Raw genomic sequence first — 26,553 nt, 5'->3', positions numbered from 1 at the left:
AGCTACAATGTCGTATTCGCGTCCGGCAATGGCGGGCAATATATCATGGTGATTCCAGAACTGGATACGGTTGTGGTTTTCATGGGCAACACGTATAATTCAAGGGCGTCGAAGTTGCCTTTCCAGGTGTTGATGAAATATATCATACCGGCGTTGGATGCACGTGAGCATTAAGGGAACCTTAGCTGAAGCGCTGCTATATCTTGATTCGATAGTCCCTAAACGGACTGGAGACCTTTCCGCAGGACAGTCCGGATTTTGCTTGGAAGAGCTTCAACGGCGGCTGGAACGAAATCATCGGGAAAATGCTCCAGATTATTTGCAGCAGTGGGATGCCCGGATGATGACCAGTAGTTTCACCATGTTAGCTTTGCCGCAATCGCAATGGACGATGCCTTTAACGAAGAAAACAATTGATAACAAAGGTTAAAATGAAGTAACATGGAAAAACAGATCACCACATTCCTGACATTTCAGGAAAACAATGCCGAACAGGCAATGGACTTTTATGTCGGACTATTTGACAATTCCAAGATCATCGACATCCACCGCCACGGCAAAGGCGGGCCTGCCAAAGAAGGAACCATCATGATGGCCACGTTCGAACTGAACGGAAAGCAGTTTATTTGCAGCGATACCTACGTAAAACACGAATGGACTTTCACACCGGCGATTTCATTGTATGTCGAATGCAAAACAGACAGCGAACTTGAAAAGCTATTCTATAAGCTATCTGAGAACGGGAAAATATACATGCCGCTAGACAACTACGGTTTCAGCAAAAGATTCGGTTGGGTTGGCGATAAATTTGGTGTCACTTGGCAGTTGAACCTTTCGACAGATGAACTATCAACTATTTGAACCAAGCAAGGTCCTAAGTCCACTCGTGAAATGCTATTGGACGCTGGAAAGCCCGAAAGAAGAAAGTCCCCAACGGCAGACCATTGTCCCGGACGGCTGCATGGAAATGATTTTCCATTACGGAGATCTGTACAAACAATATATGGGAAATGGGCAAAGCGTGGTCCAGCCAAGGTCTTGCGTCTTCGGCCAATTGACCGAACCGCTCGAGATCGAACCAACCGGAGAAACCGGGATGTTCTCCGTCCGTTTCCATCCTGGTGGTTTTATTCCATTTGGCAACCTGCCCCTAAAAGAAATGGACAACAAGGCCGTCGCGTTGGAAAAACTATTCGGGAATGACGGAACCGCATTGGAATCGGCTGTCTTAAATGCGAAAACCACAGCGGAAAAAATAAGCGCTGTTGAATCCTTTTTATCGAGCCGGTTAACCCGTGAAACCATTGACCGGTTTGTACAATCAGCTGTTGAAACCATTCTGGGTGCCAACGGGCAACTTTCAGTCGATGAACTTTCCGGACAGATCAAAATCAACCGGCGGCAGTTGGAACGCAAGTTTTTATCCGCTGTCGGTTTAAGTCCCAAACAACTTTCTAAAACCATCAGGCTGCAAACCACCCTCAAATTATTGCTGACCAAGCAATATACCAGCCTTACGGCTTTAGCTTACGCGGGCGAATATTACGACCAGGCGCATTTCATCAGAGACTTCAAGGAGTTTACGGGACTACGGTACGGATTAGACTTGTCGCGTTTATACAATTTTACGTTTCGAATGAATTGTTAATTTACTGCCATATTGCAAAATGAGTCTAAGATCTAATCAAATGGTACAAGCTATGGGGACGAAAATAACGCTTGCGGTTGTCGGTTTAATTGTCTTTTGCAGCTGGGCAGCGAGGCAAATAGATGAAATCAAAAAGGCCGAATGGCTTATTGGCACCTGGGAAAACAAAACACCCAAAGGAAGCCTTTACGAAAGCTGGAGCCAATCAAATGACAGCGGGTTTATTGGAAAAAGTTATTTCCTGAATGATAAAGACACGGCCATGTTTGAAACCATACAATTGGTGGAAAAAGAGCAGAAACTATATTATATCGTGTCCGTTGCAAACCAAAACGATGGCTTGCCCGTTAGTTTTGCGTCTACAACCATTACGGACAATGTGTTGGTCTTTGAAAATCCGCAGCACGATTTCCCGCAGGTCATCACCTATACGAAAATCAATTCGGATTCATTGGTCGCCGAAATTTCGGGGATAAGAAACGGGCAGGAACGCAAACAAACATTCCCGATGAAACGGATCAGATAAAGTGCATTGGCTTTTTTGTAATTTAGCCAGGGGCGAAAAAAGCAATGAACTATCAAACATTTCAACCACATCCGGATCTGGCACCGCTTGTGAAATGCTATTGGACGCTGGAAGTTCCGGCCGATACAGATTCGCAAAGGCAGCGGATCATTCCCGATGGTTGCATCGAAATGGCTTTCACCCTTGGCGATGACATCAAGCGATGCACTTCCGAGAATGAATTTATCCTCCAACCCCGGGCCCTGGTGCTTGGCCAAACCATCGAACCTTTTTATATCGAACCTACGGGATATGTAGGTAGATGATCAGGTCAACTATTTGTTTTACATGACCTGGTTTAATGCCGGGCTTCGGGTATACGACGTGTCAGACCCGCATGTTATCCAAGCTGCCAGAAGTAAAGTAATTCGGACAATTCTTAACAAATGTGATTTTTCCCGCGTTTGATCCGGCCTACTTTTGAACCAACATTAAACAGGTCAGTATTATGAAAGCTACAAAAAACATCGTCTTTGTTTTCGCTGCGCTTATTTTCGTTCAGCAGGAATTATCAGCTCAGGAAAGCCCTTACCGGGAGTCCGGTATTGCAGTGGAGGCCAGAGTAACCACGTATTTGCAATCAGGATACGATTTAGCCCTTTACTACCACCCCCAAAAAACCAAATTCAGTTTTGGTCTGTTGGTTGCCAGCCATAATATCAATGGCAATACGAAGGAAATACTGTTCACGGGCGATAATTTCGATAATATGGATATTCACCTGGATTGGATCGCAAGCGCATTGACAAGATACCATTTTTCCAGACATGGTGAAGGATTCTTCGGCGAAATAGGCATCGGGGTGGAAGAGTTTACGGTTTCACAGAACGAGATATCTATTTCAAACACAAACGGCTTCGTTGCGCCTTCCATCGGCTATATATGGTATCCTTGGAATAGATCCGGTTTTTACGCGTTACCGAAAGCTACGGCGGCCCTTATCATTTCCAGGCCGGAAGAACAGCATTTCGCCAGTGGAGATAACTTCCGGATAAGACCTGCGTTCGTAACACCGAGCTTTGCCATCGGATGGAAATTTGATTTCAGGAAGAAATAATCCGCACCATGATAAAATACGTAGTGGTGTTAGTTGGCTTTTTCTATTCCACGGCACAGGGTCAAACAGGCAATATCAGGGGTAGAATCGTAGACAATGCATCAGACCTGCCGATAACGGGTGCGACCATTAAGGTCGTGGGCGACAGCACATTCAGCGCCCAGTCTGACAACCACGGGAGCTACCGACTGAACGGTGTACCGCTTGGTCGGCACGCACTCATCGTCGCGCATCTCGGCTATCTGTCTACCACCATATTCAATGTCGATGTGGTTGCGGGCAAGGAAGCTGTGGCTGACACAAAGCTCACAGAAAGCTACAATAGCCTGGATGAAGTCGTCATAACTATGGGGGCGGGCAAGGACAGGCCCTTGAACAAGATGGCAATTGTCTCGGCCAGACAGGTTGCGGTGGAAGAGATTACCCGGTATTCCGGAGGAAGAAGTGACGTAGCCCGGCTTGCCAGCAACTTTTCGGGGGTTTCCACGCCGGATGACAGCCGCAATGACATCGTGGTAAGAGGAAATTCGCCTTCGGCGTTGCTTTGGCGCATCGAGGGTATCCCGGTTCCCAGCCCAAACCATTTTTCCACCTTGGGTACGACCGGCAGCCCTGTCTCAGCCCTCAATGCCAACGTCATGGCCAATTCGGACTTTCTCACTTCTGCCTTTCCGGCCGAGTACGGCAATGCCTTGGGAGGGGTCTTTGACATTGGCTTCCGGAAAGGCAATACGGATGATTTCGAATATACAGTTTCACTGGGTGCATTGACAGGCATAGAGGCCATGGCCGAGGGACCTTTAGGCAAAAAAGGCGGTTCGTTTCTGGCTGCCGGAAGGTATGGCTTCGTTGGGCTGATCGGTGCGGGAGGAACGACAAACGCTACGCCTAATTACAGGGACATTGCGTTTAACCTTGACTTTGGCGGGACCGCATGGGGGAAGTTTTCGGTGTTCGGAATCGGAGGTACTTCGGATATTGATTTCCTTGGCAGTGAAATTGATGAAAGCGACCTCTTTGCTGCTCCGGATGAGAATACATTGGTCACATCGCGGTTCGGGGTGCTTGGAGTGAAAAATATCCTGGAAATCAACGGACACGCATCTGTCCGTACGATCTTAGCGGGCACCATTTCCGGAAATACGGTCCGCGGAGAAAGGATATTCCACTATGGCTCGCCAAACGATACAACCTTGGAATACGTATATGAAGACAACAGCGAGACTCGGTTCATATTTTCCTCCCTTTACAATTCCAAGATAAGCAGCCGTCTTTCGTACGCTGTCGGGGCTTTATACGAGCTTTATGGCCTTGATGCCAGCCATAGCACTCGTTTCAGGCAGGAAGACGCCGACAGCGACGGTTATCCGGACTTCGTACAGTTAAGAGATAGCGATGAGGGCTTTTCTGTTTTCCAACCCTACATTCAGGGACAGTATCGGTTGTCGGAAAAATTTACCTTGAATGCCGGGCTGCACGGACAGTATTTTTCGCTCAACAACGAACTGGTAGCCGAACCCAGAGCTTCACTGTCCTGGAACATTCGCAATGGGCAGTCCATCAACATAGGCTATGGCCTGCACCACCAAAACGTACCTCCGCCCATATTGTTGCTAAGTGAAGATATTAACGGCATACGCCTACAGACGAACAGGCAACTCGATTTGGTCCGGAGCAGGCACTATGTATTGGGCTATGACATCAGGTTGGGGCAGGACTGGCGGGTCAAATTGGAAACCTATTATCAGGACATAGACAGGGCGGCCGTGGAAGCTCGTCCCAGCAGTTATTCTACCCTTACGGAAGGTGCGGATTTTGGTTTCTCCATAGATAAAACAGGCTTGGTAAGCGTGGGAACCGGAAATAACAGCGGTATAGAATTTACCCTGGAAAAGTTCTTCAGTAAAGGGTATTACGGGCTGTTGACTGCTTCTGTCTTTGAAGCAAAATATATCGCAAGCGACGGCGTCGAACGCGATTCGCCTTTCAACAACGGATATGTGGTGAATGCACTTGGTGGCAGAGAATTCAGGTTGGGGAAGCAAGGAAGAAACTCGTTATTCTTTGACACCAGGTTGTCCACAGCAGGGGGCAGGCGGTATACTCCGGTAGATTTAGAAGCCTCTTCAGCTGCCGGATTCGAGGTGCTTAGGGACGATCTCGCATTTTCAGCGCAGTACTCACCCTACTTCAGAGTCGATTTCAAATTCGGCATAAACGTGAACAGCAAAAAAAGGAAGCTTTCCCATCGGTTTTACCTCGACCTGCAGAACATTACAAATAATAATAACGTGTTTGTAAACCGTTACAACCGGCTCTCCAATAATGTCGATCAAATAAACCAGATCGGTTTTTTCCCTGACTTTGGATACAGGATGCAGTTTTAGGCGGTGAAAAACAATCGTAATGGACAAAATCTTAATCAAGATATTTTTTATATTTGCTTTGGAAGATCGTCGCTTTATTAGGCATTGTTCTGGAATAAAAATATCTTGGCATGGAAAACCTAAAAAAAAAATTCTCAATGGCCGGATTTTCGGATAGCAGTGTATCGTCCCTATGTAATTATTTCAAAAAGAAAGTATACAAAAAAAACGAATACCTCCTTGCCCCCGGACGTATAGCAAAGCGTATCTATTTCATAGAAACAGGAAGTGTAATATTGGGACATATGACAGACAGAAAAGCGGTGACGCGGCATTTGGCGTTGTCCTCGGAGTTCATCACCTGTTTAGCCAGTTTTCAAAATCAAATCGCTACTGACGAATATCTGAAAGCTACGGAACGCACAGAGGCATATGAAATTTCGAAGGATGGTTTTAAGGAAGCCTCAAAGCAATTTCCCGCCGTACAGGACCTGTATCAAAAGCTGGTATTTGAACTGTTAGTTAAATGCCAGCAGCGGATTACGGATCTGATCAGCCAGGATGCACATTCGTACTATGAATATTTGAGTAATACCAATCCGGATATTGTCCAAAATATGCACCAATACGACCTCGCCTCTTATATGGGAATCGAGCCGCAAAGCCTAAGTCGCCTACGCGCCAAAAAGCCGAATAAATAAAGCTAAAGCAGATTTATAGAAACGGCTAAAACAGATTTTAAAATAATTGACGAGTATATTACACATTAAACCGGAAATGCATAACGTCGCCGTCTTGCACGATGTAGGTCTTGCCTTCCACGCCTAATTTGCCAGCTTCTTTTACCGCCGCTTCTGAGCCATATTTGACAAAATCCCCGTACTTGATGACCTCTGCACGGATGAAGCCTTTTTCAAAATCAGTATGGATGACGCCTGCGGCCTGCGGGGCTGTGAAACCGGTTTCGATGGTCCATGCCCGTACTTCCTGTACCCCGGCCGTAAAATATGTGGCCAGGTTTAACAGCCGATACGCGGCCAGGATCAGCTTGTTGACGCCCGATTCGGTGAGGCCGAGATCCTCCAGAAAGAGCTGCCGCTCTTCGTAGCTGTCCAATTGGGCGATTTCTGATTCGATCTGCGCAGAGATGACCAGCACTTCGGCATCTTCGTCTTTCACGGCCTCCCGCACGCGGTCGACATATGCATTGCCGGTGTTGACCGAAGCCTCGTCCACGTTGCAGACATACAGAATGGGTTTTACTGTCAGCAGGGCGAGGTCGCTGATAAACTCAAAGTCTTCCTTTTCAATCGGCGCGGTACGGGCAGACTTGCCCGATTCGAGGTGGTTTTTTACAACAGACAGGATTTCGTACGTCCGTTTCGCTTCTTTGTCGCCTCCGGTTTTGGCCTGCTTTTCAACCTTCTGGAGCCGTTTGATCACCGTGTCCAGGTCTTTCAGCTGCAATTCGGTGTCGATGATCTCCTTATCCCGCACGGGATCCACAGACCCGTCTACATGTATGACATTGCCGTCGTCGAAGCAGCGCAGTACGTGGATGATGGCATCGGTGTTACGGATATTGCCCAGGAACTGGTTGCCCAGGCCTTCGCCTTTACTGGCACCCTTTACCAAGCCAGCGATGTCCACGATTTCGATCGTATTGGGCACCACGCGTTGCGGTTTTACCAATTCTGCCAGCTTATTCAACCGTTCGTCCGGCACCGTGATGACACCCACATTGGGTTCAATGGTGCAAAAGGGGAAATTAGCCGCCTGCGCTTTGGCGTTGGAAAGGCAGTTGAATAAAGTGGATTTGCCTACATTCGGTAGGCCTACGATGCCGCATTGTAATGCCATGAAACTTTTTTTTAAAACGGTGCAAAGGTAAGTAAAATTATGACAAGTACTTGCTCAATGCTTGCCGTAGCGGACCGAGATAGGCGTTTCCAAATAGGTTGACATGTACCAGCAGGGGATAGAGGTTCCACAAGTCGACACGTGCCTCCCAATCCGGCTGCAACGGGTAAACCTCGTCGTAAGCGGCATAAAACCGATCGGAAAATCCACCGAATAGCTTGGTCATGGCAATGTCGACTTCCCGATGACCATAATAAACCGCGGGATCGATCAATAGGGGCTGGCCCGTGGCATCGATCAGGTAGTTGTCGCTCCGCAGGTCGCCATGCAGGAGCGCTGGTAGCTCTTGGGGATACAACTCGGCAACGCGAAGAAACAACCGGTCAAACTGCTTCCGCAAACCGGCATCAAGTTGCTCACCTGCCATATCCAGCTGTTTTTGCAGCCGCTGGCTGATAAAAAAGTCCGTCCAATCAGTTGAAGGAGTATTGTCCTGCGGCAAGCGGGCGATAAAATTGTCGTGGTCTAGTCCATAAGTAGTTCCGTGTCGCTGATGCAGGGTAGCCAGCAGCCTGCCCAGCGCCTCCTGTGCCGCTGGTTGCTGCTTGTCGCCTGCATCGACCCAAGCCATCAGCAGAAACGCCTCACCGTCAGCATGGCCTACCGTTAGCGGTTGGGGCACATGTATGGCTGCTGTAGCTTCCCGCAGCAATGTCAGTCCCTTGGATTCGGTGAGGAACATGTACATGGCTTGGGGATCGCCGTTCGTCTTGACCAGGTATCGGCCCTGCCGGTTACTAAGCTGAAAAGCCCGGTTGACGTTGCCGCCACTGATGGGTGCGAAGGACTGAACCCGGTAGTCACGCGGTGCCACGTCCTTCAGCGCGATCTCCAGCGCCTGCATAAGTGATTGGGACAAGATCATGCTGCAAAATAAGGATATCACCGAAATCATCCAGAGTTCCATGCAATTTTTTAGTTTTGTGAGAAAGTGACTGATTGATGTCCACACACCGCATTGCAAAATATCGAACGGCATTGATTTATGGAATATCAATGGCGATACTGCTGTTTCTCCTGCAATGGCTGAAGCTGCGTTTCATTGTGATCAATCATTATTTTGAGATTTATGTGGGCTTCATCGCGCTCATCTTTACCGGCTTGGGTATCTGGCTGGCACTGAAATTGGCCAGGCCCAACGTAAGGACAGTCGTGGTAGAGAGAGCGGTGACGGCTAACCATGATTTTGTGTTGAATGAAGAAGCGATTGCACGCCTTGGGCTGAGCAACCGCGAAATGGACGTCCTGCAGCTGATGGCTGAGGGCTTGAGTAACCAGGAGATTGCTGCACGCTTGTTCGTCTCCTTGAATACGGTCAAAACCCACACCTCCCGGGTCTTTGAAAAAATGGAAGTAAAACGGCGCACGCAAGCGGTGGATAAGGCCAAGAAGATGGGCATCCTGCCTCGCTGATGGGTCATCCTTAAGGATGAGAACAGCTGTTTTTATGAAAATCACCTAAAAGTATGAGGCAGAAGTCGACGGAAGCATCCACCTTTGTACAACAACAATAACAAGTTATGAACAGAACGGCAATTGTATTCGGACTGATTTCGGGCGCGATCATCACCACGATGATGGTGTGGAGTGTCCAGATGTGCTACAATAGCGAAGATTTCAAGGGCAATGCCATCATGGGCTATACCGCCATGGTGGTCGCATTTTCGTTTATTTTCATTGGGGTGAGGAATTACCGCAACAAATACCTTGGTGGCTTCATCACGTTTGGCAAGGCGTTCAAAGCCGGATTGTGGATCGCCTTCGTGGCATCCACGATTTACGTGCTGGTGTGGTTGGTATATTACTACAGCTTTGTTCCCGATTTCATGGACGTGTATACCGATTATGTGTTGCGGACGGCTAAATCGGATGGTGCTACCGCTGCGGAATTAGCTAAGAAGACTGCGGAAATGGCAGACTTTAAGGAGCTGTACAAAAACCCGCTGATGGTGGTACTGATCACCTATGCTGAAGTCTTCCCCATTGGCTTGGTCATCGCACTGATCAGCGCGCTGCTGTTGAAGCGCAACCCCGGTCTCCAGACGGCGCAATAGTTTTAAGCCGATGGCTTGCGTCCGCGTTTGTAAATGATCAATCCGTTCAAAAAGTTGCGGAGCAGCTGATCGCCGCAGGGTTTAAAGTTGGGGTGGTCTTCTTTGCGGAATATCGCGCTGAGTTCGGTCTTGGTCACCCTGAAATCCACCAATGCCAATACGGCGACAATGTCATCATCGGTCATTTTCAACGCCACCCGGAGTTTTTTCATGATATCATTATTGCTCATGGTATGAATGCAATTACCTTGAAATTTCTATTTTAACTTTTTTGCCTTTAATCTTTTCGTTTTTGACCAGCTGTACAACCCGCTCAATCTCGTCGCGTTTCACGGCGGCATAGGCCGAGTGGTCCAATACCTCGATTAACCCAAGGTCGTCTTTAGCGAGCGCGCCTTTTTGCAGTAATAACCCGACGATATCCACCTTGTTTACTTTTTCTTTTTTACCGGCAGCAATATAAAGCGTAATCCAGTCAGCCGGTTGGGGGATGCTGGGGTTTTCCGGTAAATCTTCTTTTTCCGGCAATTCCTTTAGATAAGCTGGCTTTTCACCCGGCGTCAAAAACAGGTAGGATGTGCCGGTAGCATGCATTCTTGCCGTACGTCCGTTACGGTGCAAAAATGCCTCTTCATTATGCGGCAGCTGATAGTGTACCACATGCTCGATTTCAGGGATGTCCAGGCCGCGCGAGGCCAGGTCGGTCGTGATCAATATGCGATGGCTGCCATTCCTGAATTTGAGCAATGCCCGCTCGCGGTCGTCCTGTTCCATGCCCCCGTGGAAGATGTCGTGCGGCAGATCCCGGTCCCATAGCAGGTCGCTGATGCGTTCCACCGCTTCGCGGTGATTGCAAAAAACCAGTGTGGGCTTGTCGCTTATTTTACAGATCAGTGCAAACAAGGCATCCAGTTTATCGGCAGCTTCGGCAATCACTGCCTTTTGCGTCAGGTTAGGAGCGGATGCCACGTGCGATAGGTAATTGAGTGTCTTCGGATCGCTAATGCCGGTAAACGCCGGAATATCGTCCATCTGCGTGGCGGAGGTGAGCATGCGTTTGTTGATCGCCGGCAATTGCTTGATGATGTAGGCCATGTCTTCCTGAAAGCCAAATTCCAGTGCCTTGTCAAATTCATCCAGAATCAAGGTGCTCACCGTACCCGTGTCGAACGTTTTGCGGCGCAGGTGATGCGCAAGACGGCCGGGCGTACCGATGAGCACGGCCGGTGGTTGCGACAGGTTGTTGATTTCGATATTGACCGGATGTCCGCCGTAGCAGCAGTTCACTTTGAAACCAGTGCCCATGGCTTTGAAAACCTGTTCGATTTGCAATGCAAGTTCACGCGAAGGCACGACGATCAGCGCCTGAACAGTGGGGATATGGGCATCCAGTAACTGGAGCAGCGGCAATAAAAAGCCCAGCGTCTTCCCGGAACCCGTGGGCGAAAGCAGTACGACATCACGCGCTTCAGCTGCTTGGATAGCGGCCTGCTGCATTTCGTTGAGGGCATTAATTTTTAGATTATGGAGTGCTTGTTTTAACATGTGCATGGGCGAATTCGCATCAAAGGTACGGCAAAAGCGGCGGAATAGGTCAGAGAAATTTTTGTACACTTATTTTGTTTAGAATGGTTTTAAATAGTAGTTTCGCCAACAAATTGAAAATCATGAAAGGAAAAATAAGCTATAGCGCCATTTTATTACTATTAGCCATCAACCTGTCATTCGCTCAAACCGGGAAGATCAACGGCTGGGTGAACACGGCCGATCGGGATCCCGCCGCGTCGGTAAGCGTTACGATCGATGGAATGCGCAAAGGTGCATCCACGGATAAGAACGGATATTTCGAAATCAATGATCTACAGCCCGGCTCGTACACGTTGCGGGCTTCGCTCATCGGACTGGAAAGCCAGGAACAGGCCGTTGAGGTCAAGTCGGGACAAACCGCCGAAGTCCGTTTCGTCTTAAAAGAGACCGCTGAACAGCTGCGGGAGGTCATGGTATCTGCCAGGAACCCGAACAGAGAGAACCGGATTATTGCTAAAATGCCCCTGAAGAATTTGGAAAACCCGCAGGTGTATAACACGGTCTCCGCCGAGCTGCTCAAGCAGCAGGGCATAACGAACTATGACGATGCGATGCGCAATGTGCCGGGCATCACGCGTACGTGGGAATCCACAGGCAGGGCAGGCGATGGGGCGGCGTATTTTGCGCTGCGGGGCTTCGATGCACAGCCCGTGTTATACAACGGCCTGCCCGGTCTCACCAGCGGCAACCTTGACCCTGCCAATGTAGAACAGATCGAAGTGATCAAAGGTCCATCGGGCACCTTATTCGGCGGTAGCTTTTATAGCTATGGGGGGCTGATCAATACTGTCACCAAGAAACCGTATTTTAATTTTGGGGGCGAAGTGTCTTACCACTTCGGCAGCTTTGGACTGAACCGCATGACCGCCGATGTCAATACGCCGCTCAGTAAAACAGAGAAAATCGCAGTGCGTATCAATACGGCTTATCATTCGGAAAACAGTTTCCAGGATGCCGGATTCAAAAAATCCTTTTTCATTGCACCATCCCTTGTTTATGAGGTGAATGACCGGCTTTCCTTCCACTTCACTGCCGAGATACTTGAAGAGAAACGGGCGGCGGCTCCGGTGTTCTTCCATTCCGATAGGCTGAGTCCGCTCGACTTTACCACCATAGCGGAGTTGAATCTCAACAACGATCTGTCGTTTACCAGTAATGATATCACCATAAAGAACCCGCGGTATACGCTGCAGGGACAGATGGTGTATAAGTTATCCGATCAGTGGACATCGCAAACCGCCTTTTCACGCGGCACGGTGAAATCCGATGGGTATTATACGTATATATGGGATGATGTTGCAGGCGACAACTATTTTAGCCAATATTTCCATAAGGAATTGCAAACCACCAGTACCACGGATATTCAACAGAATTTCAACGGTGATTTCAAATTGGGCAATCTCCGAAACCGGTTGCTTATCGGGTTGGACTTTTATCACATGAACATGATCGACAATGGTTCGGGCTGGGCGTTTGCCCGCAACGTAACACCGCAGGGCGATGTCACCTACACGGATCCGTTCACCGGCGCGGGGCTTCCGCCGGTATACCTCACGCAGGCGTCCATTGAAAATCTGCTGGGTACCATGGAGGGAACCAATAGCAACATCAGCCGTAGTTCATACAGTGCCTATGTCTCCGACGTGCTCAACCTCACGCCGGGCCTGATGGCCATGGCCAGTTTGCGCCTCGATTATTTTGACGCCAAAGGAGAGCGTGACACGGATGAAGACGACTTTGACCAGGTCGCCCTGTCGCCTAAATTTGGACTGGTGTATCAGCCGATATTGGATAAAGTATCGCTTTTTGCCAATTATATGAATGCGTTTATCAACGTCGCTCCCCAGCAGGTGTCCGACGCCGATGGCGGCAATACCCGTATTAAATCATTCCGGCCGGAACAGGCCAACCAGACGGAGGTCGGCGTCAAGGCCAACCTCTTGAACAATACCTTATTTGCCACTGTTTCCGCCTATGATATCAAGGTGAGCAACAGGGTGATGCCCGACCCGGCTAATCCGCTCAACGCCATCCAAGGAGGCAAGGTAGGCAGCAGGGGGATTGAAGCGGATGTCAATTACAGCCCGGTACCCGAGTTTAACCTGATTGCCGGATACAGCTATAACGAAACCAAAGTTATCGAAGGCGACGCAGATGATTTTTACTCCGAACCGGGGAGGGCTCCGGGCGGACAGGGACCGCAACACCTGGCCAATCTCTGGGCGACTTATACGCTTACCAACGGAAAGCTGAAAAATTTCGGGTTAGGCCTCGGCGGAAATTACGCTGGTCGATATAAAGTGATTGACAACAGCGTGACCGGTATTTTTTACCTGCCCAGCTACACGCTGTTGAATACCAGCCTGTTCTACAATGCGGCGCATTACCGACTGACATTCAATTTGAATAACGTGACCAATGAGGAATACTACATCGGATACTGGTCGGTCAATCCCCAGCGTCCGCGCAATTTCGCGGTGAGCTTTGCTTATAAATTTTAAGGGGGCGCTAATTGTATAATAAAAAGCCGGATTGATGCTGAATGGAGAGTATTAATCCGGCTTTGTACCCCAAGTTGGGTTGTTATCGAATTCCATCATAGCGATATGCCCCATCTCCTGTGCCAAACCAAATACTCCCATCATTAGCTTCCAAAATCCCAAAAATCATTCCTTCTCCTGACTTTATTTTGGTTACAGTAGGCTTATTATCAGACAATGTTTTTACATCATAACGGGAAAGTGCCCAACTACCCCTCGGGCTTTCTTCTGAACTGGTCCAAATATTGCCCTTTTTGTCTTCGTAGACATAACCAACAAACTGCTGGGTAAAATTGGTAAATGTACTGCCGTCATAGCGCCAAAGGCCATCGTTGCCACCGAGCCAAATATTGCCTTTTTTGTCTTTGATTATCGAACGAACATTCGCGAAAGCCTTGCCGTCTTTATTGGTTATGGTGGTAAATGTCTTTCCATCATAAACGCTGGCATAGCCTCTTGTACCCAACCAAAGTTTTCCTGTTTTGTCTTCAATGATAGCATTGACATCATTATGCATCCAATGACCTTCCAGAAGCGGACGTTGGTAAACTGATACGTGGACAGAATCAACCTCAGTAACGGGAGGGGCCGCGTTCATTTTAAAATTTTGAAAGGATTTCCCATCGTAACGGCTTGCTCCGACTTCAGTGCCGAACCAAATATTACCGGTTTTATCTTCATAAATATTAGTAACCCGATCATTAGCAAGCCCATCCCTAGTTGTAAAATTTCGAAACGATTTCCCATTGTAGTAATAAACCCCGGAGCCAATGGAAGCGAACCAAAAATTCCCTTTTCTATCTTCTAAAACAGAAAAGAAGCGGGCCGAACTCACTTTACTGGTGATATTAGTAAACGATTTTCCATCGTATCGAAAAACACCTTCCCATGAGGCAATCCAAATGTTGCCCTTTCTATCTTGCTTGATTGTACGAACGATGCCGTTAGGCCCGTTGGAAGTGGTTATGTCTTTGGTTTCAGACTTGATATTTTCTTTTGGGAGGTCTGTTTTGTTTTGTCCTTTACAGGAAGTGTTAAAAACAAACATCAAGAACAAAGCATATACATGTACGTATTTCATCATTTTTTCTTTTTATTACCTTAAAATCATTTCTTAGTAAACACCAGTTCCAGACTCACCGGGATCTCTTCGTCAACAAGATCGTCTTTCAGTCGGTCAAAGATGTTCCAGGATGTGGGCTTCGGTTGATGATTGATATTCCAGTTTGCGCGGGCAATGTTCAAGTTTGCCGTTGCGGTAATCGTACTGTCGTTCTGCTTCATAATAGTGGTAAATTCAATGGGTTTAGTCACACCCTTGATGGTCAACTCACCCGAAACCCTATAGGTAGCAGGGTTCCGTTCTGGACGTATCTGTTGGACAAGCATGGTGGCAGTAGGATATCTTGAAACAGCAAAGAAATTCTCGCTTCTCAGCTCATCATCAACCTTTTTTCTTCCGGCAGCTGAGGCTTCGTCAGTACTCCTCATACTGTTCATATTCATACTGAAGATGCCCCGGGTTGGTCGGCCGTTAGTAAAATTGCTAAGGGTGCCCGAATTAAATAATATAAAACCATTATGCCGGTTTTGGGGAGCCTTCCAAAACAATTTACTTTTTTTAACATCGAGCTGGTAAATGACAGGCTTGGCGCCATTTTTTTGCTGACCTTGTGCAGGAAAATAAATTACTCCTGCTAGCATGATAAGCAGGCTGTAAAAAACGTTTCTTTTATTCTTCATATCCTATCAAAGTTGATTCAGCGAAATTACGTTGATATCTTTCCATCCGAGGAAGCAGGATTGTAAATAAAAATGTAAACTTTGTAAATAAAAACTTGACATTATGCATGTTAGTCAAAATCTCCCCGCCGGAAAACGCAAATACCTGTTCGGATTGATACTACTCCTGTTTATCTCTGTAATCTCCGTGGCTTTCAGTATGGATGGAAGTGAAGACGACTTTGAGATCGCCAGGAGGGAAGTTTTGCTTCGCAGGATCGGACATGAACTACTCTTGCAGTCGGGCGATAGTACATCAAGGGTACTCCCGGTAGAAAAGATCGCAAAAAATGAATACCAAATCAGGTTTGAGAATGATCTTACTTTTCAACCGGACTCCCTGGTGAATACTACCCGGCGTTTGTTGGCCAAAGACCCGCTCGCACGTGATTATGTTGTTAACGTGCTGAATTGTGGCAACTCCAGTGTAGCCTACGGATACGCGATATCCAAAAATAAAAAAGATGATATTGTAGCATGCATAGGAAGAGAGCAACCCATGGCATGTTACATGATCAACATCAAATTCGAACCGACAAGAATAAATGCAGCGAAGAATGGATATCTGCTGGGCAGCCTGCCCTTTTTAGCATTTGTTGGTTTTCTTTTTTTGAGATCCGTTAAGCCGCGGAGAGATGTACCTGACGGTCAGCATACCAGTTTGTTCACGTTAGGTACAGTATTGTTCGACGCGAAGACTCGTAAGCTCATCATAAATGGAAAGACGATAGACTTAACCGGTACTGAAACGCGTATACTGCTCATTTTTGCGTTGTCTCCCAACGAGACGATTGAGAGAAGTAGGCTTCAAAAAGAGATATGGGAAGACGAAGGTGTTGTTGTAGGCCGTAGCCTGGATATGTTCATATCAAAACTTAGAAAAAAACTGGAAGTTGATCCCAATATCAACATCGTTGTTATACGCGGCAAAGGATATAAGCTAGAAATTAGCTCTTAAGCAGCATCTCCAGGCGCTTGCAACTTGTCGGCCTATATTGTAACTTACGCCTCTCATGTTGAATCTTTAAGTCATAACAGACTGCAAGGGGGGGCGGGAAAGACCACCGCCAGTTATACTATATTAACATTGCAGCTGGCTACATTTACAATTTTAAACCACTCACTTAAAGTCTGGGTTATGCAACTCGAAATCACCAAGACAACACAAGCTGAAATTGAGGAGTTGCGGAAGCTATTGCTTGCGGAAATACCTTTCCAGTTTGTATATGATAAATGCCACGGCGCTGGTTGGGCCGATGCTTATCTTTTTACTGTGGCGGGATCGCCCGTTGGTCATGGGGCCTTATGGGGAAAAGACGATCGGGAAAACAGAGATACGGTTTTTGAATTTTACCTGTTAAAACCGTTCCGGCATTTGGCCGACAAGATATTTCCCGAGTTTTTAAAGGAATCGGATGCCCTGTTTTTCAATTGTCAAAGCAACGACACGTTTTTGGTTAACCTGCTGTTTGATTATGCTAAAGACATCAATGCAGAGGCAATTTTATTTGAAGATTGCTTTCAGACAGAATTTAAGGTTGATGGTGCGATCTTTCGGAAAAGTGAAACCCAAGACAATACCGATTCGGAGTATGTATTAGAGCAACACGGTGAGGTGGTGGCCAGTGGTGGTTATGTGCGGAGCTATAACTATCCTTATATCGATATCTACTACGAAGTGAAGGCAGGGCACCGGCGAAAGGGATTGGGCAGTTTTATCACACAGGAACTGAAAAAGGAAGCGTATCGCTTGAACAGGATTCCTTCGGCACGCTGTAATATAAGTAATAAGGCTTCAAAAGCGACATTGCTAAAAGCCGGTATGCGTGTTTGCGGCCACATGCTGTTTGGTAGGCTCTAATCATAGGCAAGTTGTACTAAATGCTGCGGGTTGGTAAGACGAAAGGCTTTATAGGGATATATATATTTTGAGGAGTATCAAAGCAGGAGATCGAATCAAAAAAAACAACGTTTCCGATCAATAAAGCACATTAAATAATCTTCCGCATCTGAAAGGGTACAGCTTGCAATGCGCCTTATCGATACGCATCTCATCTTCGATATGTACATCACGGATGGTTTTCTCACCCTTTTTTACAGGAAGAAATATTTTTCGATGATACCGGGACGGTTGTAGGTTCCGGCCATTTCGTCATCGGTCAGCCTGCGAAGCGTGATAAAACTACTGTCTTTCAGGATGCGCTCAAAGGCCATGCTCGCCGTATTTGCCGCTGAGGCGGAATACGGCAAAGAACAGCTCTGTACCCAAGCCGAATATGACCGGCAGGATAATGAGCTGGCTTAAGTCGCAGATGTACAAGGCCGCAAAGCTGATGAGCAGCAATACCCGTTGACTGAAAATGATGGTTTTGGTCTTTCGACTTTATCGAGGCATTGCAGCTTTCCGACCTATATTGTAACTTACAGCCCTCATGCCGAATCTTTACATCATAGCGGGCTGCAATGGGGCAGGGAAGACTACCGCCAGTTATACCATATTGCCGGAAATATTGGATTGCAAAGAGTTTGTGAACGCAGACAACATTGCGGCAGGCCTTTCTCCTTTCAATCCCGAAAGCGTGGCGCTGGAAGCGGGCCGGATTATGCTTGGACGTATTCACGAATTGTTGGAAGAAGGAGTAGACTTTGCCTTTGAAACCACCTTAGCCACGCGAAGCTATGTGTCGTTGATTAGAGGGGCTAAGGAAAAAGGATACAGTGTTATCCTTGTGTTTTTTTGGCTGGATTCACCGGTTCAGGCCATAAAACGGGTGGCCATGCGGGTATCAGGGGGAGGCCACCACATCCCTGATGATGTGGTGACGAGGCGGTACTTCCGGGGGCTTTACAATTTGGTGCACTTGTATATTCCGCATTGCGATAAATGGATGATCGTGGATAATATGGATTTGGTTCCGGAAATCATCGCTCAAAATGACGGATTTGGAAAAGTAATCTTTAATGACGAAATTTGGGGTGTTATACAACGACTGCGCAATGGCACTTGACAATAGCAATACATCCGCATTTCCACCTCATGCTTCCTTTTCGGATCGGGTGCTTTACGGCGTGCAGAAGGCATTGCGTAAACTTGCCGAGGAAACCGCTATGAAAGGTGGTAGCCTCGTAGTGAAAATTGATGGTGAAGTCAAAGAAGTTTCTGCTAAGGAACTGTTGAAAACCTTACCCGAGCAAGACGTTACTGAATAAGTAGGTATCCTGCGGCATCAAAGAGCTATTTTTTATTCTGTGAAATCCATGGTGTGGGTACGCTGCCTTTCTAAAGAATAATATTCCTAAAATTGATTCTTTGTTTTTGTATGTAGGCATTTTGGGTCGCTAACATAGCGTGAATTTTGACGGGTTTTATGACAGATTGTATATTATCGTCATATTATAGATGTAATCATGGAAAAAACTACGTTCACTAGGCAGGGACTTTATGATTTGGTTTGGTCAGTTCCTTTACTACAACTTTCCAAGCAATACAATATTTCGGACGTCGGTTTGCGAAAAATTTGCTTAAGGATGGAGATCCCATTACCTAAATCCGGTCATTGGAGTAAGCTAAAACACGGAAAGGAAATAAAGAGATTTCCCCTCACGACTGAATATGAAGGAGAAAAAGAATAACACTTTCTTTACGTGTAGATGGGGATGAAAGAAACGAAACGGGAATTTCGCGTCAGAAAATATTGCAAAGGACCATTGAATACGAGCATAAGCAGGATTTAATAATTCCTAAACAATTGATCAATCCAAGCCCATTGATTGCAAAAGCACAAAAATCCTTGATGTCCAAGCTGAAAAAACACCACGACAATGGCTTGTTGTATTCAGGCGGTGATTGCTTGGATATAAATGTTTCTCCCGAACAAGTAGATAGAACATTGATTTTGATGGACACGTTTATCAAAACCATGAACAAGCGAGGGCATAGGTTTTTGGTTGAAAATTGGAAAAGCTATGTTGTCATTTCGGGTGAGAAATTGGAGATGAAATTAAAGGAATCAACAAAGCGGAGTGAAGAGATGAATTCGTTGGGTATGTATGATTTTCTCCGACCGGAAGTTTAAGTTTCCGATTCAAGGATATATGGAGAACGATAAATTGCAATGATGGAAAACTGAAAATTGAGGAACAATTCCCTCTTTGATTGCAAGGTTGGAAATATTGGGAAAGCAATTGGAAGAAGAACGCATTCATCGAGAGAATGACAAAATTAAAAGGGAAGAAAAGGAACGGTTAGAGCGTGAACAAGAAAAAAGACGATCGATTGAGCTTAAAGCATTTCGTGGACTTATGCTTGAATCACAAAGGTGGAACGAAGCTAAATTAATCAGGCAGTATATTGCGGAGGTTGAATCGAAAGCGACGGAAAAAGATAAAGCCAATCCTGAATTTCAGGGTTGGCTAGAATGGGCGAAAAAGAAAGCGGACTGGTTTGACCCGTTTACTGAAATCCAAGATGATTGTCTTCGTAAAAGTGATAGGGATAGCATCATGAATCCTGCTTCTCGGGATACGAGTGCTTATCTGTCAACTCATTCCACACACGAATCGTTTCCAAATAGGCATCATTGGCCGTTCGCACCATGGTACATTAGGATAACTTGATATAAGCTATTGAGAGAGGTATCAAAACCGGAGAGCGAACCGAAAAAGTGCCTTCATAAGCAATAATGCCATATTGCAATAGCCAAAAAAACAGAAAACCCTCTTTACAGCCTGTAAAGAGGGTTTCGTACCCAGGGCCGGGATCGAACCGGCACGGTTTCCCACTAGTGTTTGAGACTAGCGCGTCTACCAATTCCGCCACCTGGGCATGATTGCAATGAACGTTTCCCCGTTCGGGGATGCAAATGTATCCATTAATCCGTATTCCGCAAAATGTTTTTCAAAATTCCTATTGTTGACTAACCGGCAGGTAGCATCACTCACTGGAGTTATCAGGCTGGGGCAAATTGTCACATTCGCCCCTCCAACATGGCGCATTTGCCACCACGGACTGTTGTTGGATACACTACCTTTGTAAGGAAACTTCACGCAAAAACAATAAACATCATGAAACTCAATCCTTATTTGAATTTTGACGGCAACGCCGAGGAAGCGTTCCGCTTTTACCATGGGATTTTTGGCGGCGAATTTTTCATCCAACGGATGGGCGAAACGCCGGGTTCAGAAAACCTGCCGGACGACGAGAAGGGCCGCGCTATGCACGTGTCCGTTTCAATCGGCGATGGACAGCACCTGATGGCGTCGGATTGCTTGCCCTCGGCGGGGCATGTGCTGCATGTGGGCAATAACAACTACATCTCGATCACGCCGGACAGTAGGGAAGAGGCCGATCGGCTGTTCAATGAGTTGTCTGCAGGCGGCAACATCGAAATGCCCATGGAAGACATGTTCTGGGGCGATTACTTCGGTTCGTTCGTCGACAAGTTCGGTGTGTGTTGGATGATCAATTTCCCCAGCAAGGCGCAGTAACGGGAGTCGGCCCTAACCGGTGGTCTCCAAAGGCACGGCAGGGCCGTTTTTCCGTTGGCTCAGGCGCTGAACGGCAAATACGGCAGTGAAACACAGACCCGTCACCACGGCCATGCACCCCGCGATGGAGGCATTCAGCCAGTAAGCTGCCCAATAACCCGCGAAGGAGATGAACACGCCCAGCAGCACGGTGATAGCCAGCATGCGCTTTAGGTCTTGGGTAAGGAGATAGGCGGTGGCTGGCGGACCGATCAGGAATGCAATGACCAGTATGGCACCTACGGATTCAAACGAACTCACGGTTGCGAGTGACACGGCGGCCATCAGCAGGTAATGCCACAGGGCGGTGGAAATGCCGAGGGCTGAGGCAAAAGCAGGATCGAAGGAGGTTAGCTTCAATTCTTTGTAGGCGAGCTTGATGAACAGCGCCACGATGAACAGCACCGCCGTTAGGATGTAAACCGGTCTTGGTCCCATGACGGTCCCATCGCCCATCACCCACAGATCGATCGGCACATACGCGATTTCGCCATACAGCACGCAGTCCTGGTCGAGGTCTACCTTGCCTGCGAAGGCGCTGATGAGGATAATACCCACTGCAAAGAGAAAGGTGAACGTGACACCGATGGCGGCATCGGTCTGCAGGTTGGCGCGTCGATGAAAATACTCAATCAGGAAGGTGGCCAGCATACCCGTAGCGCCTGCGCCTAGCAGCATGGGGAGTGTATCGCGACTGCCGCTGAGCAGAAAGGCAATGACGATACCCGGCAGCACCGCATGGCTGATCGCATCGCCCACCATGCTCATTTTGCGGAGAATCAAAAAACAACCTAGCAGTCCACAGGTAACTGCAACCAACGTGCCGGTCAGGATAATCCAAAAAGCAATCATATCTTCGGTATTTCGGTGTTATGCGGGTCCTTATCCGGATACCCCAATTGGTGTTCAAGCTCGCGCTCCAATTCAGGCGTGAGAATGTGTTCGATTGTCTCGGCGTCGTCGTGTACGTGATCTTTGGCAATATCCATATACCGGGTCAGGTACAATTCCCATAAGCGATGCAAGCGTACCACCCGCGCGGCTTTTCGGTACCCTGCGTCCGTGAGTTTCCACTGCTGGTGGCGATTCTCCAGCAAGGTTTTCGCCACCAATCGTTGCAATGCCGTTTTTAGCAGTGTTTTGTCCACTTCGCGGGTGCGCGTCAGTTCACTCAAATCCCGCAGCCCGTCAAAGTGGCTGTCCTGCTCGCCAAGGTGATAAAACATTTTCAACGTATTCTCTTCCGCGATCACCCGTTGGTTTTGGTATTGGGTGTACATCTTGGGCACGATTCCTTTCCGGGGCGCAAAGAAAAAGGAGAAAAACGCAATGACGGAGGAGACCACCACCATCCACGGGCCGGTGGGCATGGAGGGGGCGGTGTAGGAAATATAAGCACCAGCCAAACCGGCGAATATGCCGAAAGCCACGGCGATTCCCACCATACGCCTAATACTGTCGGTCCAATACCGCGCTGCGGCAGCTGGCGTGATGAGCATAGCCGCCATCAGCACCACGCCTACCGCGGTGATGCCCGTGACGACCGCCAGCACCGTGAGGCTGGTCAACAGCAAGTCAAGTCTGTGCACGGGATAGCCCAATGCCTGTGCGTAGGACCTGTCAAAAGCAATCAACGCAAATGCCTTGAAAAACAGTCCTACGACAAGGAGCAGCACGGCGGCGAGGATACTGAAAATCCATAAATCCGCCCCTACAAGCGCGGCGGCGTTGCCGAAGATAAAATGGTCCAGTCCGCTTTGGGCGGCATTACCCGATTGTTGGATGTAGGTCATCATCACCATACCGGCACCGAAGAAAACCGATAGCACCAAGCCAATGGCGGCATCTTTCTTGATCTTGGATCTTGCCGTGATGTAATCGATGGCGATCAACGCGAGCCAACCGGTGATAAATGCGCCAGCAAGCATGAGTGCCGTGTTCTTGCTGCCGGAAAACAGAAATGCGGCACAAATACCGGGCAAGACAGCATGCGATACCGCATCGCCCACCAATGCTTTTTTCTGGAGCAAGATAAAAGCGCCTACCATCGCCGCACTGGCGGACAGCAACACGTTGCCCAATACCACATACCGCACATTGGGGTCCGAAAACGAAAGGAAGTCGATTAAGCTCTGCATGTTGTCCTCCTGCCTTAGCTTTCCCGGCTGGGGAAGGCGCGTTTTTCCAAGACATCGCCTACCTGAGACAATAGGCTGAGCCTGCCACCGTAAGCTTGCTGTATCAGTTCCTCGGTAAACACCTGGTCTGTTGGTCCCGAAGCCACGAGGTGCATATTCAGCAGAATCATCCAATCGAAGTACGTACGTGCCGACTGGAGGTCGTGGTGCACGACGACGATGGTTTTCTTGGTCGAAGCCATCTCCCGTAGCAGCTTGATGATGGCCTGCTCCGTAGCGGCATCCACACCGGCAAAGGGCTCGTCCATGAAATAGATATCGGCCTCCTGTGCCAATGCCCTGGCCAGGAAAACCCGTTGCTGTTGCCCGCCGGACAATTGGGAGATCTGTCTTTTGGCAAACGCGGACATCCCCACCTTATCCAGGCTATCAAGCGCTACCGCCCGGTCATGGGCACCGGTGTTGCGCAGCAGTCCCACTTTGCCGTAGCGTCCCATCAATACCACATCCAATACCGAAACCGGAAAATCCCAGTCGACAGATTCGCGTTGCGGCACGTAACTCACCCGGTGCCGTACTTCCTCCAAGGGCCGGTCGAAAAGCTTGGCATAACCACTCGACGGAGGGATCAACCCCATGATGCTTTTGAGTAGCGTAGACTTACCGGCACCGTTCGGTCCTACGATCCCCGCGATGCAGCCCGAGGGCAGCGTGAAGTCTACGTCCCAAAGCACCGGTTTGCGCGAATAGCTAACCGTCAGGTCGTGTACTTCCAATATGGGTTCTTGTGTATGTATAATCATCACGTTAATTCTTACTGATCACCAGCCACCGGTCACCGATCACCTTCCATTCAATGCCTTTACTATCGTATTTACATTATATTTCACCATGCCGATATAATTCCCTTCAGGGGTGCCTGGGGCTCCCATGGCATCCGAAAAAAGGTTTCCCCCGATCTGTACCGTACCCCCGCGCTGGTGTACGCCTGCCAACACCGCCTTTAAGGAACGGTCAGATACCGAATGTTCGACGAATACCGCCGGAATTTGACGCGTGATGATGTAATCGACCAATGCGGATACATCTTGCAAACCGAATTCCGACAGCGTGGAAATGCCCTGCAGCCCCTTTACCTCGATACCGTATGCCCGGCCGAAATAGCTGAAGGCGTCGTGGGCGGTGATCAGCACACGTTTGTTTGGGGGGATGGTGCCGATCTGCGTGCGTATCCACGCATCCAGCGAATCCAATTGCAGCATGTATGCATCGGCGTTCGCCCGGTAGTAAGCGGCATTGCCGCTGTCAAGCTGTGCCAATTGGTTGACAGCATGTTCCGTCGCCGCCTTCCACAGCGACACATCAAACCAAATGTGCGGGTCATGAATGCCCTCGTTCACCGTGATCAATCCCGGCAGGCCATCGCCCACCCCGACGACAGGTTTTATCCGCTGCTGTTTGGTAAAAATACCGGTTAATTTCCCCTCGAGGTGCAGGCCATTGTAAAATAAATAATCAGCGTCCAGTATTTTCCGCAGATCCCCCTGGCTGGCCTTGTAAAGATGCGGATCCACTCCCGAGCGCATCAATGCCTCCACCCTTGCAGAATCCCCGGCGATGTGCTGGAGCATGTCGGCGACCATCCCCGTCGTTGCCAGGATATAGGGTTTACCCGGCGTAGGATCTTGCGCCTGGGGTCGGCAAGACAGGCATCCCCATGTCCACATGATGAAAAATAAGCCGTAACCGAGTTTATGCATGGCACAAAAATACAAATTTTAGATTAATCTAACATTTTTTGATGGTTATTTTAAACGCATTGAAAACGGGACGATAGAGACCATTTTCGCCATGGGATGGTTAATGGATTGACAATGGCTTTGTACTTAACATGATAAGAATACAATATTAATTTTATTTGAAACCAACTAAATATCGTATTTAAATAGTAAATCTATTATCTTTTTATCGTGCTAAAGACGATAAATTTACGATAAGTTTACGATAGAAAGACGATAAAGCATAAAATTGATATGGTAATAAAATAAATTTAAGATAATAATTAGTGGGTAAACAGTGGCCAGCCATTCGGGGGAATTTAGTATCCCTGTTTTACCTATGCCCGATAAGTTGTACCTTAGCCTAGCAATCAATCAAGAAAATGGTGCAAGAGGTCTATATCGTTTCGGCTGTACGGACACCCATCGGTAGTTTCGGCGGTAGCTTGTCGGCACTGTCGGCGACCCAGTTGGGCGGCATTGCGATCAAAGAGGCGGTACAGCGTGCGGGGCTTCCTCCCGATGAGATACAGGAGGTGTATTTTGGCAATGTGCTGCCGGCTAATCTCGGTCAGGCTCCGGCGACCCAGGCGGCGAAGTTCGCCGGATTGCCTGATATTCCTGCGACAACGGTGAATAAGGTGTGTGCGTCGGGGGCCAAATCCATCATGTTGGCGGCGCAGGCGATCGCCCTCGGCGCAAACGACATCATCGTTGCCGGCGGCATGGAGAGCATGAGCAATGTGCCGTATTACCTGGATAACGCACGGACCGGCTACCGGCTGGGGCACGGTCGGGTGACCGACGGCCTCGTGAAAGACGGATTGTGGGATGTGTACAACGACTTCCACATGGGTTCGGCGGCGGAGCTTTGTGCCGCGGAATGCGGTATCAGTCGCGAAGAGCAGGACGCCTATGCCGTGGAATCATACCAGCGGGCGCAGGCCGCCCAGCAAGCGGGGAAGTTCGGGGATGAGCTCATTCCGATGGAGATTACGGACAGGAAGGGGACGGTGACCGTCGTCAGTGAAGATGAAGAGATCCATGCAGTGAAATTTGATAAGATCCCCGGGTTGAAACCCGTATTCAAAAAGGACGGCACGGTTACCGCTGCCAATGCTTCCACGCTCAACGATGGGGCAGCGGCGCTGGTGCTGGTCGGAGAGGCTCAGCTCCGGGCGTTGGGATTGCAGCCATTGGCGCGCATCCGGGGATATGCAGATGCCCAGCAGGCTCCCGAATGGTTTACCACAGCACCAGCCAAGGCCATTCCCCGGGCGCTGCAGCAGGCGGGTATTGGCGCAGAGGAGGTAGATTTCTATGAAATCAACGAAGCGTTTTCGGTGGTGTCCATTGCGAATAACCGGATGTTGGGCTTGTCGGCCGACCGGGTAAATGTCAATGGCGGAGCCGTATCGCTTGGTCATCCGCTGGGTGCCTCGGGTGCGCGCATCGTGGTCACCTTGCTGTCGGTATTGGCACAAAATAATGGCCGCATCGGCGTAGCCGGCATCTGCAATGGCGGAGGCGGCGCAAGTGCATTGGTGGTGGAACGGATCTAAAATATGGGATTGAAGACCTTTTATTTAATA

At 48.4% G+C, this 26,553-nt stretch carries 30 protein-coding genes and 1 tRNA gene; 19 read left to right on the top strand and 12 right to left on the bottom strand.

Annotation, left to right across the window (positions count from 1 at the left end; translation table 11 throughout):
• The first annotated feature begins 157 nt into the window (after window positions 1-157).
• The 8 genes from ACMGDE_RS14130 (at window position 158) to ACMGDE_RS14095 (ending at window position 6,337) form a co-directional block, all read left to right on the top strand.
• Window positions 158-430: a hypothetical protein gene (locus ACMGDE_RS14130; protein WP_436833454.1), complete on the top strand. Its 273-nt coding sequence runs from the start codon at window positions 158-160 to the stop codon at window positions 428-430.
• Window positions 431-441: 11 nt separating this feature from the next.
• Window positions 442-861 (top strand): VOC family protein, encoded by a 420-nt coding sequence (locus ACMGDE_RS14125; protein ID WP_436833453.1) that lies wholly within the window; start codon window positions 442-444, stop codon window positions 859-861.
• The gene (locus tag ACMGDE_RS14120) at window positions 842-1,648 is read left to right on the top strand and encodes a DUF6597 domain-containing transcriptional factor (protein ID WP_436833452.1); all 807 of its coding nucleotides are present in this window, start codon (window positions 842-844) and stop codon (window positions 1,646-1,648) included. The genes ACMGDE_RS14125 and ACMGDE_RS14120 overlap by 20 nt, the downstream gene beginning before the upstream one ends.
• Before the next feature lie 52 nt (window positions 1,649-1,700).
• The gene (locus ACMGDE_RS14115; RefSeq protein WP_436833451.1) at window positions 1,701-2,174 is read left to right on the top strand and encodes a DUF6265 family protein; all 474 of its coding nucleotides are present in this window, start codon (window positions 1,701-1,703) and stop codon (window positions 2,172-2,174) included.
• 44 nt (window positions 2,175-2,218) lie between these two features.
• Window positions 2,219-2,479, top strand: coding sequence for a DUF6597 domain-containing transcriptional factor (locus ACMGDE_RS14110; protein WP_436833450.1), 261 nt, complete (start codon window positions 2,219-2,221; stop codon window positions 2,477-2,479).
• A gap of 182 nt (window positions 2,480-2,661) precedes the next feature.
• Window positions 2,662-3,270: a hypothetical protein gene (locus ACMGDE_RS14105; RefSeq protein WP_436833449.1), complete on the top strand. Its 609-nt coding sequence runs from the start codon at window positions 2,662-2,664 to the stop codon at window positions 3,268-3,270.
• 8 nt (window positions 3,271-3,278) lie between these two features.
• On the top strand, window positions 3,279-5,657 hold the full coding sequence (locus ACMGDE_RS14100) for a TonB-dependent receptor (protein ID WP_436833448.1): 2,379 nt from the start codon (window positions 3,279-3,281) through the stop codon (window positions 5,655-5,657).
• A gap of 110 nt (window positions 5,658-5,767) precedes the next feature.
• A complete protein-coding gene (locus ACMGDE_RS14095) occupies window positions 5,768-6,337 on the top strand; it encodes a Crp/Fnr family transcriptional regulator (RefSeq protein ID WP_436833447.1) in 570 nt (189 codons plus the stop codon).
• A 58-nt stretch (window positions 6,338-6,395) separates the two neighbouring features.
• On the opposite strand, the gene ychF is transcribed toward ACMGDE_RS14095, so the two are convergent.
• Window positions 6,396-7,496 (bottom strand): redox-regulated ATPase YchF, encoded by a 1,101-nt coding sequence (gene ychF, locus ACMGDE_RS14090; protein WP_436833446.1) that lies wholly within the window; start codon window positions 7,494-7,496, stop codon window positions 6,396-6,398.
• A 37-nt stretch (window positions 7,497-7,533) separates the two neighbouring features.
• On the bottom strand, window positions 7,534-8,421 hold the full coding sequence (locus ACMGDE_RS14085) for a fructosamine kinase family protein (protein ID WP_436833445.1): 888 nt from the start codon (window positions 8,419-8,421) through the stop codon (window positions 7,534-7,536).
• Between the two features lie 131 nt (window positions 8,422-8,552).
• Between ACMGDE_RS14085 and ACMGDE_RS14080 the strand changes: the two genes are divergently transcribed.
• Window positions 8,553-8,969, top strand: coding sequence for a response regulator transcription factor (locus ACMGDE_RS14080; RefSeq protein WP_436833444.1), 417 nt, complete (start codon window positions 8,553-8,555; stop codon window positions 8,967-8,969).
• A gap of 107 nt (window positions 8,970-9,076) precedes the next feature.
• Window positions 9,077-9,610, top strand: coding sequence for a DUF4199 domain-containing protein (locus tag ACMGDE_RS14075; RefSeq protein ID WP_436833443.1), 534 nt, complete (start codon window positions 9,077-9,079; stop codon window positions 9,608-9,610).
• A gap of 2 nt (window positions 9,611-9,612) precedes the next feature.
• Here the strand turns inward: ACMGDE_RS14075 and ACMGDE_RS14070 are convergent, their stop codons facing one another.
• Together ACMGDE_RS14070 and ACMGDE_RS14065 are read right to left on the bottom strand one after the other, a co-directional pair.
• Complete coding sequence (locus tag ACMGDE_RS14070; protein WP_436833442.1) at window positions 9,613-9,822, bottom strand: DUF1456 family protein; 210 nt, start codon at window positions 9,820-9,822, stop codon at window positions 9,613-9,615.
• 31 nt (window positions 9,823-9,853) lie between these two features.
• A complete protein-coding gene (locus tag ACMGDE_RS14065; protein WP_436833441.1) occupies window positions 9,854-11,155 on the bottom strand; it encodes a DEAD/DEAH box helicase in 1,302 nt (433 codons plus the stop codon).
• A gap of 122 nt (window positions 11,156-11,277) precedes the next feature.
• On the opposite strand from ACMGDE_RS14065, the gene ACMGDE_RS14060 reads away from it, so the two are divergent.
• Window positions 11,278-13,698, top strand: a complete 2,421-nt coding sequence (locus ACMGDE_RS14060) for a TonB-dependent siderophore receptor (RefSeq protein WP_436833440.1) — start codon at window positions 11,278-11,280, stop codon at window positions 13,696-13,698.
• Between the two features lie 82 nt (window positions 13,699-13,780).
• Here ACMGDE_RS14060 and ACMGDE_RS14055 read toward each other — a convergent pair whose 3' ends face one another.
• Both ACMGDE_RS14055 and ACMGDE_RS14050 read right to left on the bottom strand, forming a co-directional pair.
• The gene (locus ACMGDE_RS14055; protein WP_436833439.1) at window positions 13,781-14,821 is read right to left on the bottom strand and encodes a ligand-binding sensor domain-containing protein; all 1,041 of its coding nucleotides are present in this window, start codon (window positions 14,819-14,821) and stop codon (window positions 13,781-13,783) included.
• Window positions 14,822-14,844: 23 nt separating this feature from the next.
• Window positions 14,845-15,480, bottom strand: a complete 636-nt coding sequence (locus tag ACMGDE_RS14050; protein ID WP_436833438.1) for a YceI family protein — start codon at window positions 15,478-15,480, stop codon at window positions 14,845-14,847.
• Between the two features lie 103 nt (window positions 15,481-15,583).
• Here ACMGDE_RS14050 and ACMGDE_RS14045 point away from each other — a divergent pair, with 103 nt between their 5' ends.
• Together ACMGDE_RS14045 and ACMGDE_RS14040 are read left to right on the top strand one after the other, a co-directional pair.
• Window positions 15,584-16,477, top strand: a complete 894-nt coding sequence (locus tag ACMGDE_RS14045) for a winged helix-turn-helix domain-containing protein (RefSeq protein WP_436833437.1) — start codon at window positions 15,584-15,586, stop codon at window positions 16,475-16,477.
• A gap of 24 nt (window positions 16,478-16,501) precedes the next feature.
• The gene (locus tag ACMGDE_RS14040) at window positions 16,502-17,380 is read left to right on the top strand and encodes a GNAT family N-acetyltransferase (RefSeq protein WP_436833436.1); all 879 of its coding nucleotides are present in this window, start codon (window positions 16,502-16,504) and stop codon (window positions 17,378-17,380) included.
• A 342-nt stretch (window positions 17,381-17,722) separates the two neighbouring features.
• Here the strand turns inward: ACMGDE_RS14040 and ACMGDE_RS14035 are convergent, their stop codons facing one another.
• A complete protein-coding gene (locus ACMGDE_RS14035) occupies window positions 17,723-17,839 on the bottom strand; it encodes a DUF4133 domain-containing protein (RefSeq protein ID WP_436833462.1) in 117 nt (38 codons plus the stop codon).
• A 112-nt stretch (window positions 17,840-17,951) separates the two neighbouring features.
• On the opposite strand from ACMGDE_RS14035, the gene ACMGDE_RS14030 reads away from it, so the two are divergent.
• The 4 genes from ACMGDE_RS14030 (at window position 17,952) to ACMGDE_RS14015 (ending at window position 20,136) form a co-directional block, all read left to right on the top strand.
• Window positions 17,952-18,527, top strand: a complete 576-nt coding sequence (locus ACMGDE_RS14030) for an ATPase (RefSeq protein ID WP_436833435.1) — start codon at window positions 17,952-17,954, stop codon at window positions 18,525-18,527.
• Window positions 18,517-18,729 carry a DUF8506 family protein gene (locus tag ACMGDE_RS14025; RefSeq protein WP_436833434.1) on the top strand — a complete coding sequence of 71 codons (213 nt, stop codon included), beginning with the start codon at window positions 18,517-18,519 and terminating at the stop codon, window positions 18,727-18,729. The genes ACMGDE_RS14030 and ACMGDE_RS14025 overlap by 11 nt, the downstream gene beginning before the upstream one ends.
• Before the next feature lie 485 nt (window positions 18,730-19,214).
• A complete protein-coding gene (locus ACMGDE_RS14020; RefSeq protein WP_436833433.1) occupies window positions 19,215-19,595 on the top strand; it encodes a hypothetical protein in 381 nt (126 codons plus the stop codon).
• 109 nt (window positions 19,596-19,704) lie between these two features.
• Window positions 19,705-20,136 (top strand): hypothetical protein, encoded by a 432-nt coding sequence (locus ACMGDE_RS14015; protein WP_436833432.1) that lies wholly within the window; start codon window positions 19,705-19,707, stop codon window positions 20,134-20,136.
• 128 nt (window positions 20,137-20,264) lie between these two features.
• Here the strand turns inward: ACMGDE_RS14015 and ACMGDE_RS14010 are convergent.
• Window positions 20,265-20,344 (bottom strand) — tRNA-Leu (locus tag ACMGDE_RS14010).
• A 239-nt stretch (window positions 20,345-20,583) separates the two neighbouring features.
• Between ACMGDE_RS14010 and ACMGDE_RS14005 the strand changes: the two genes are divergently transcribed.
• Window positions 20,584-21,006, top strand: a complete 423-nt coding sequence (locus tag ACMGDE_RS14005) for a VOC family protein (RefSeq protein ID WP_436833431.1) — start codon at window positions 20,584-20,586, stop codon at window positions 21,004-21,006.
• A 12-nt stretch (window positions 21,007-21,018) separates the two neighbouring features.
• Here the strand turns inward: ACMGDE_RS14005 and ACMGDE_RS14000 are convergent, their stop codons facing one another.
• The 4 genes from ACMGDE_RS14000 to ACMGDE_RS13985 are packed head-to-tail and all read right to left on the bottom strand — an operon-like array spanning window position 21,019 to window position 24,943.
• Entirely contained in the window at window positions 21,019-21,897 is an 879-nt protein-coding gene (locus ACMGDE_RS14000) for a metal ABC transporter permease (RefSeq protein WP_436833430.1), read from the bottom strand.
• Window positions 21,894-23,183, bottom strand: a complete 1,290-nt coding sequence (locus ACMGDE_RS13995) for a metal ABC transporter permease (RefSeq protein WP_436833429.1) — start codon at window positions 23,181-23,183, stop codon at window positions 21,894-21,896. Before ACMGDE_RS13995 ends, ACMGDE_RS14000 begins: the two co-directional genes overlap by 4 nt.
• A 14-nt stretch (window positions 23,184-23,197) precedes the next feature.
• Complete coding sequence (locus ACMGDE_RS13990; RefSeq protein ID WP_436833428.1) at window positions 23,198-23,986, bottom strand: metal ABC transporter ATP-binding protein; 789 nt, start codon at window positions 23,984-23,986, stop codon at window positions 23,198-23,200.
• A gap of 39 nt (window positions 23,987-24,025) precedes the next feature.
• Window positions 24,026-24,943: a metal ABC transporter solute-binding protein, Zn/Mn family gene (locus ACMGDE_RS13985; protein ID WP_436833427.1), complete on the bottom strand. Its 918-nt coding sequence runs from the start codon at window positions 24,941-24,943 to the stop codon at window positions 24,026-24,028.
• Between the two features lie 401 nt (window positions 24,944-25,344).
• Here ACMGDE_RS13985 and ACMGDE_RS13980 point away from each other — a divergent pair, with 401 nt between their 5' ends.
• A complete protein-coding gene (locus ACMGDE_RS13980) occupies window positions 25,345-26,523 on the top strand; it encodes an acetyl-CoA C-acyltransferase (protein ID WP_436833426.1) in 1,179 nt (392 codons plus the stop codon).
• Window positions 26,524-26,553: the final 30 nt, after the last annotated feature.

It is taken from the genome of Parapedobacter brassicae (genome assembly GCF_051400755.1).
Lineage (GTDB): Bacteria > Bacteroidota > Bacteroidia > Sphingobacteriales > Sphingobacteriaceae > Parapedobacter.
The sequence above is the reverse complement of the archived record's forward strand: the minus strand, read 5'-3'. Positions and strand labels throughout refer to the sequence as shown.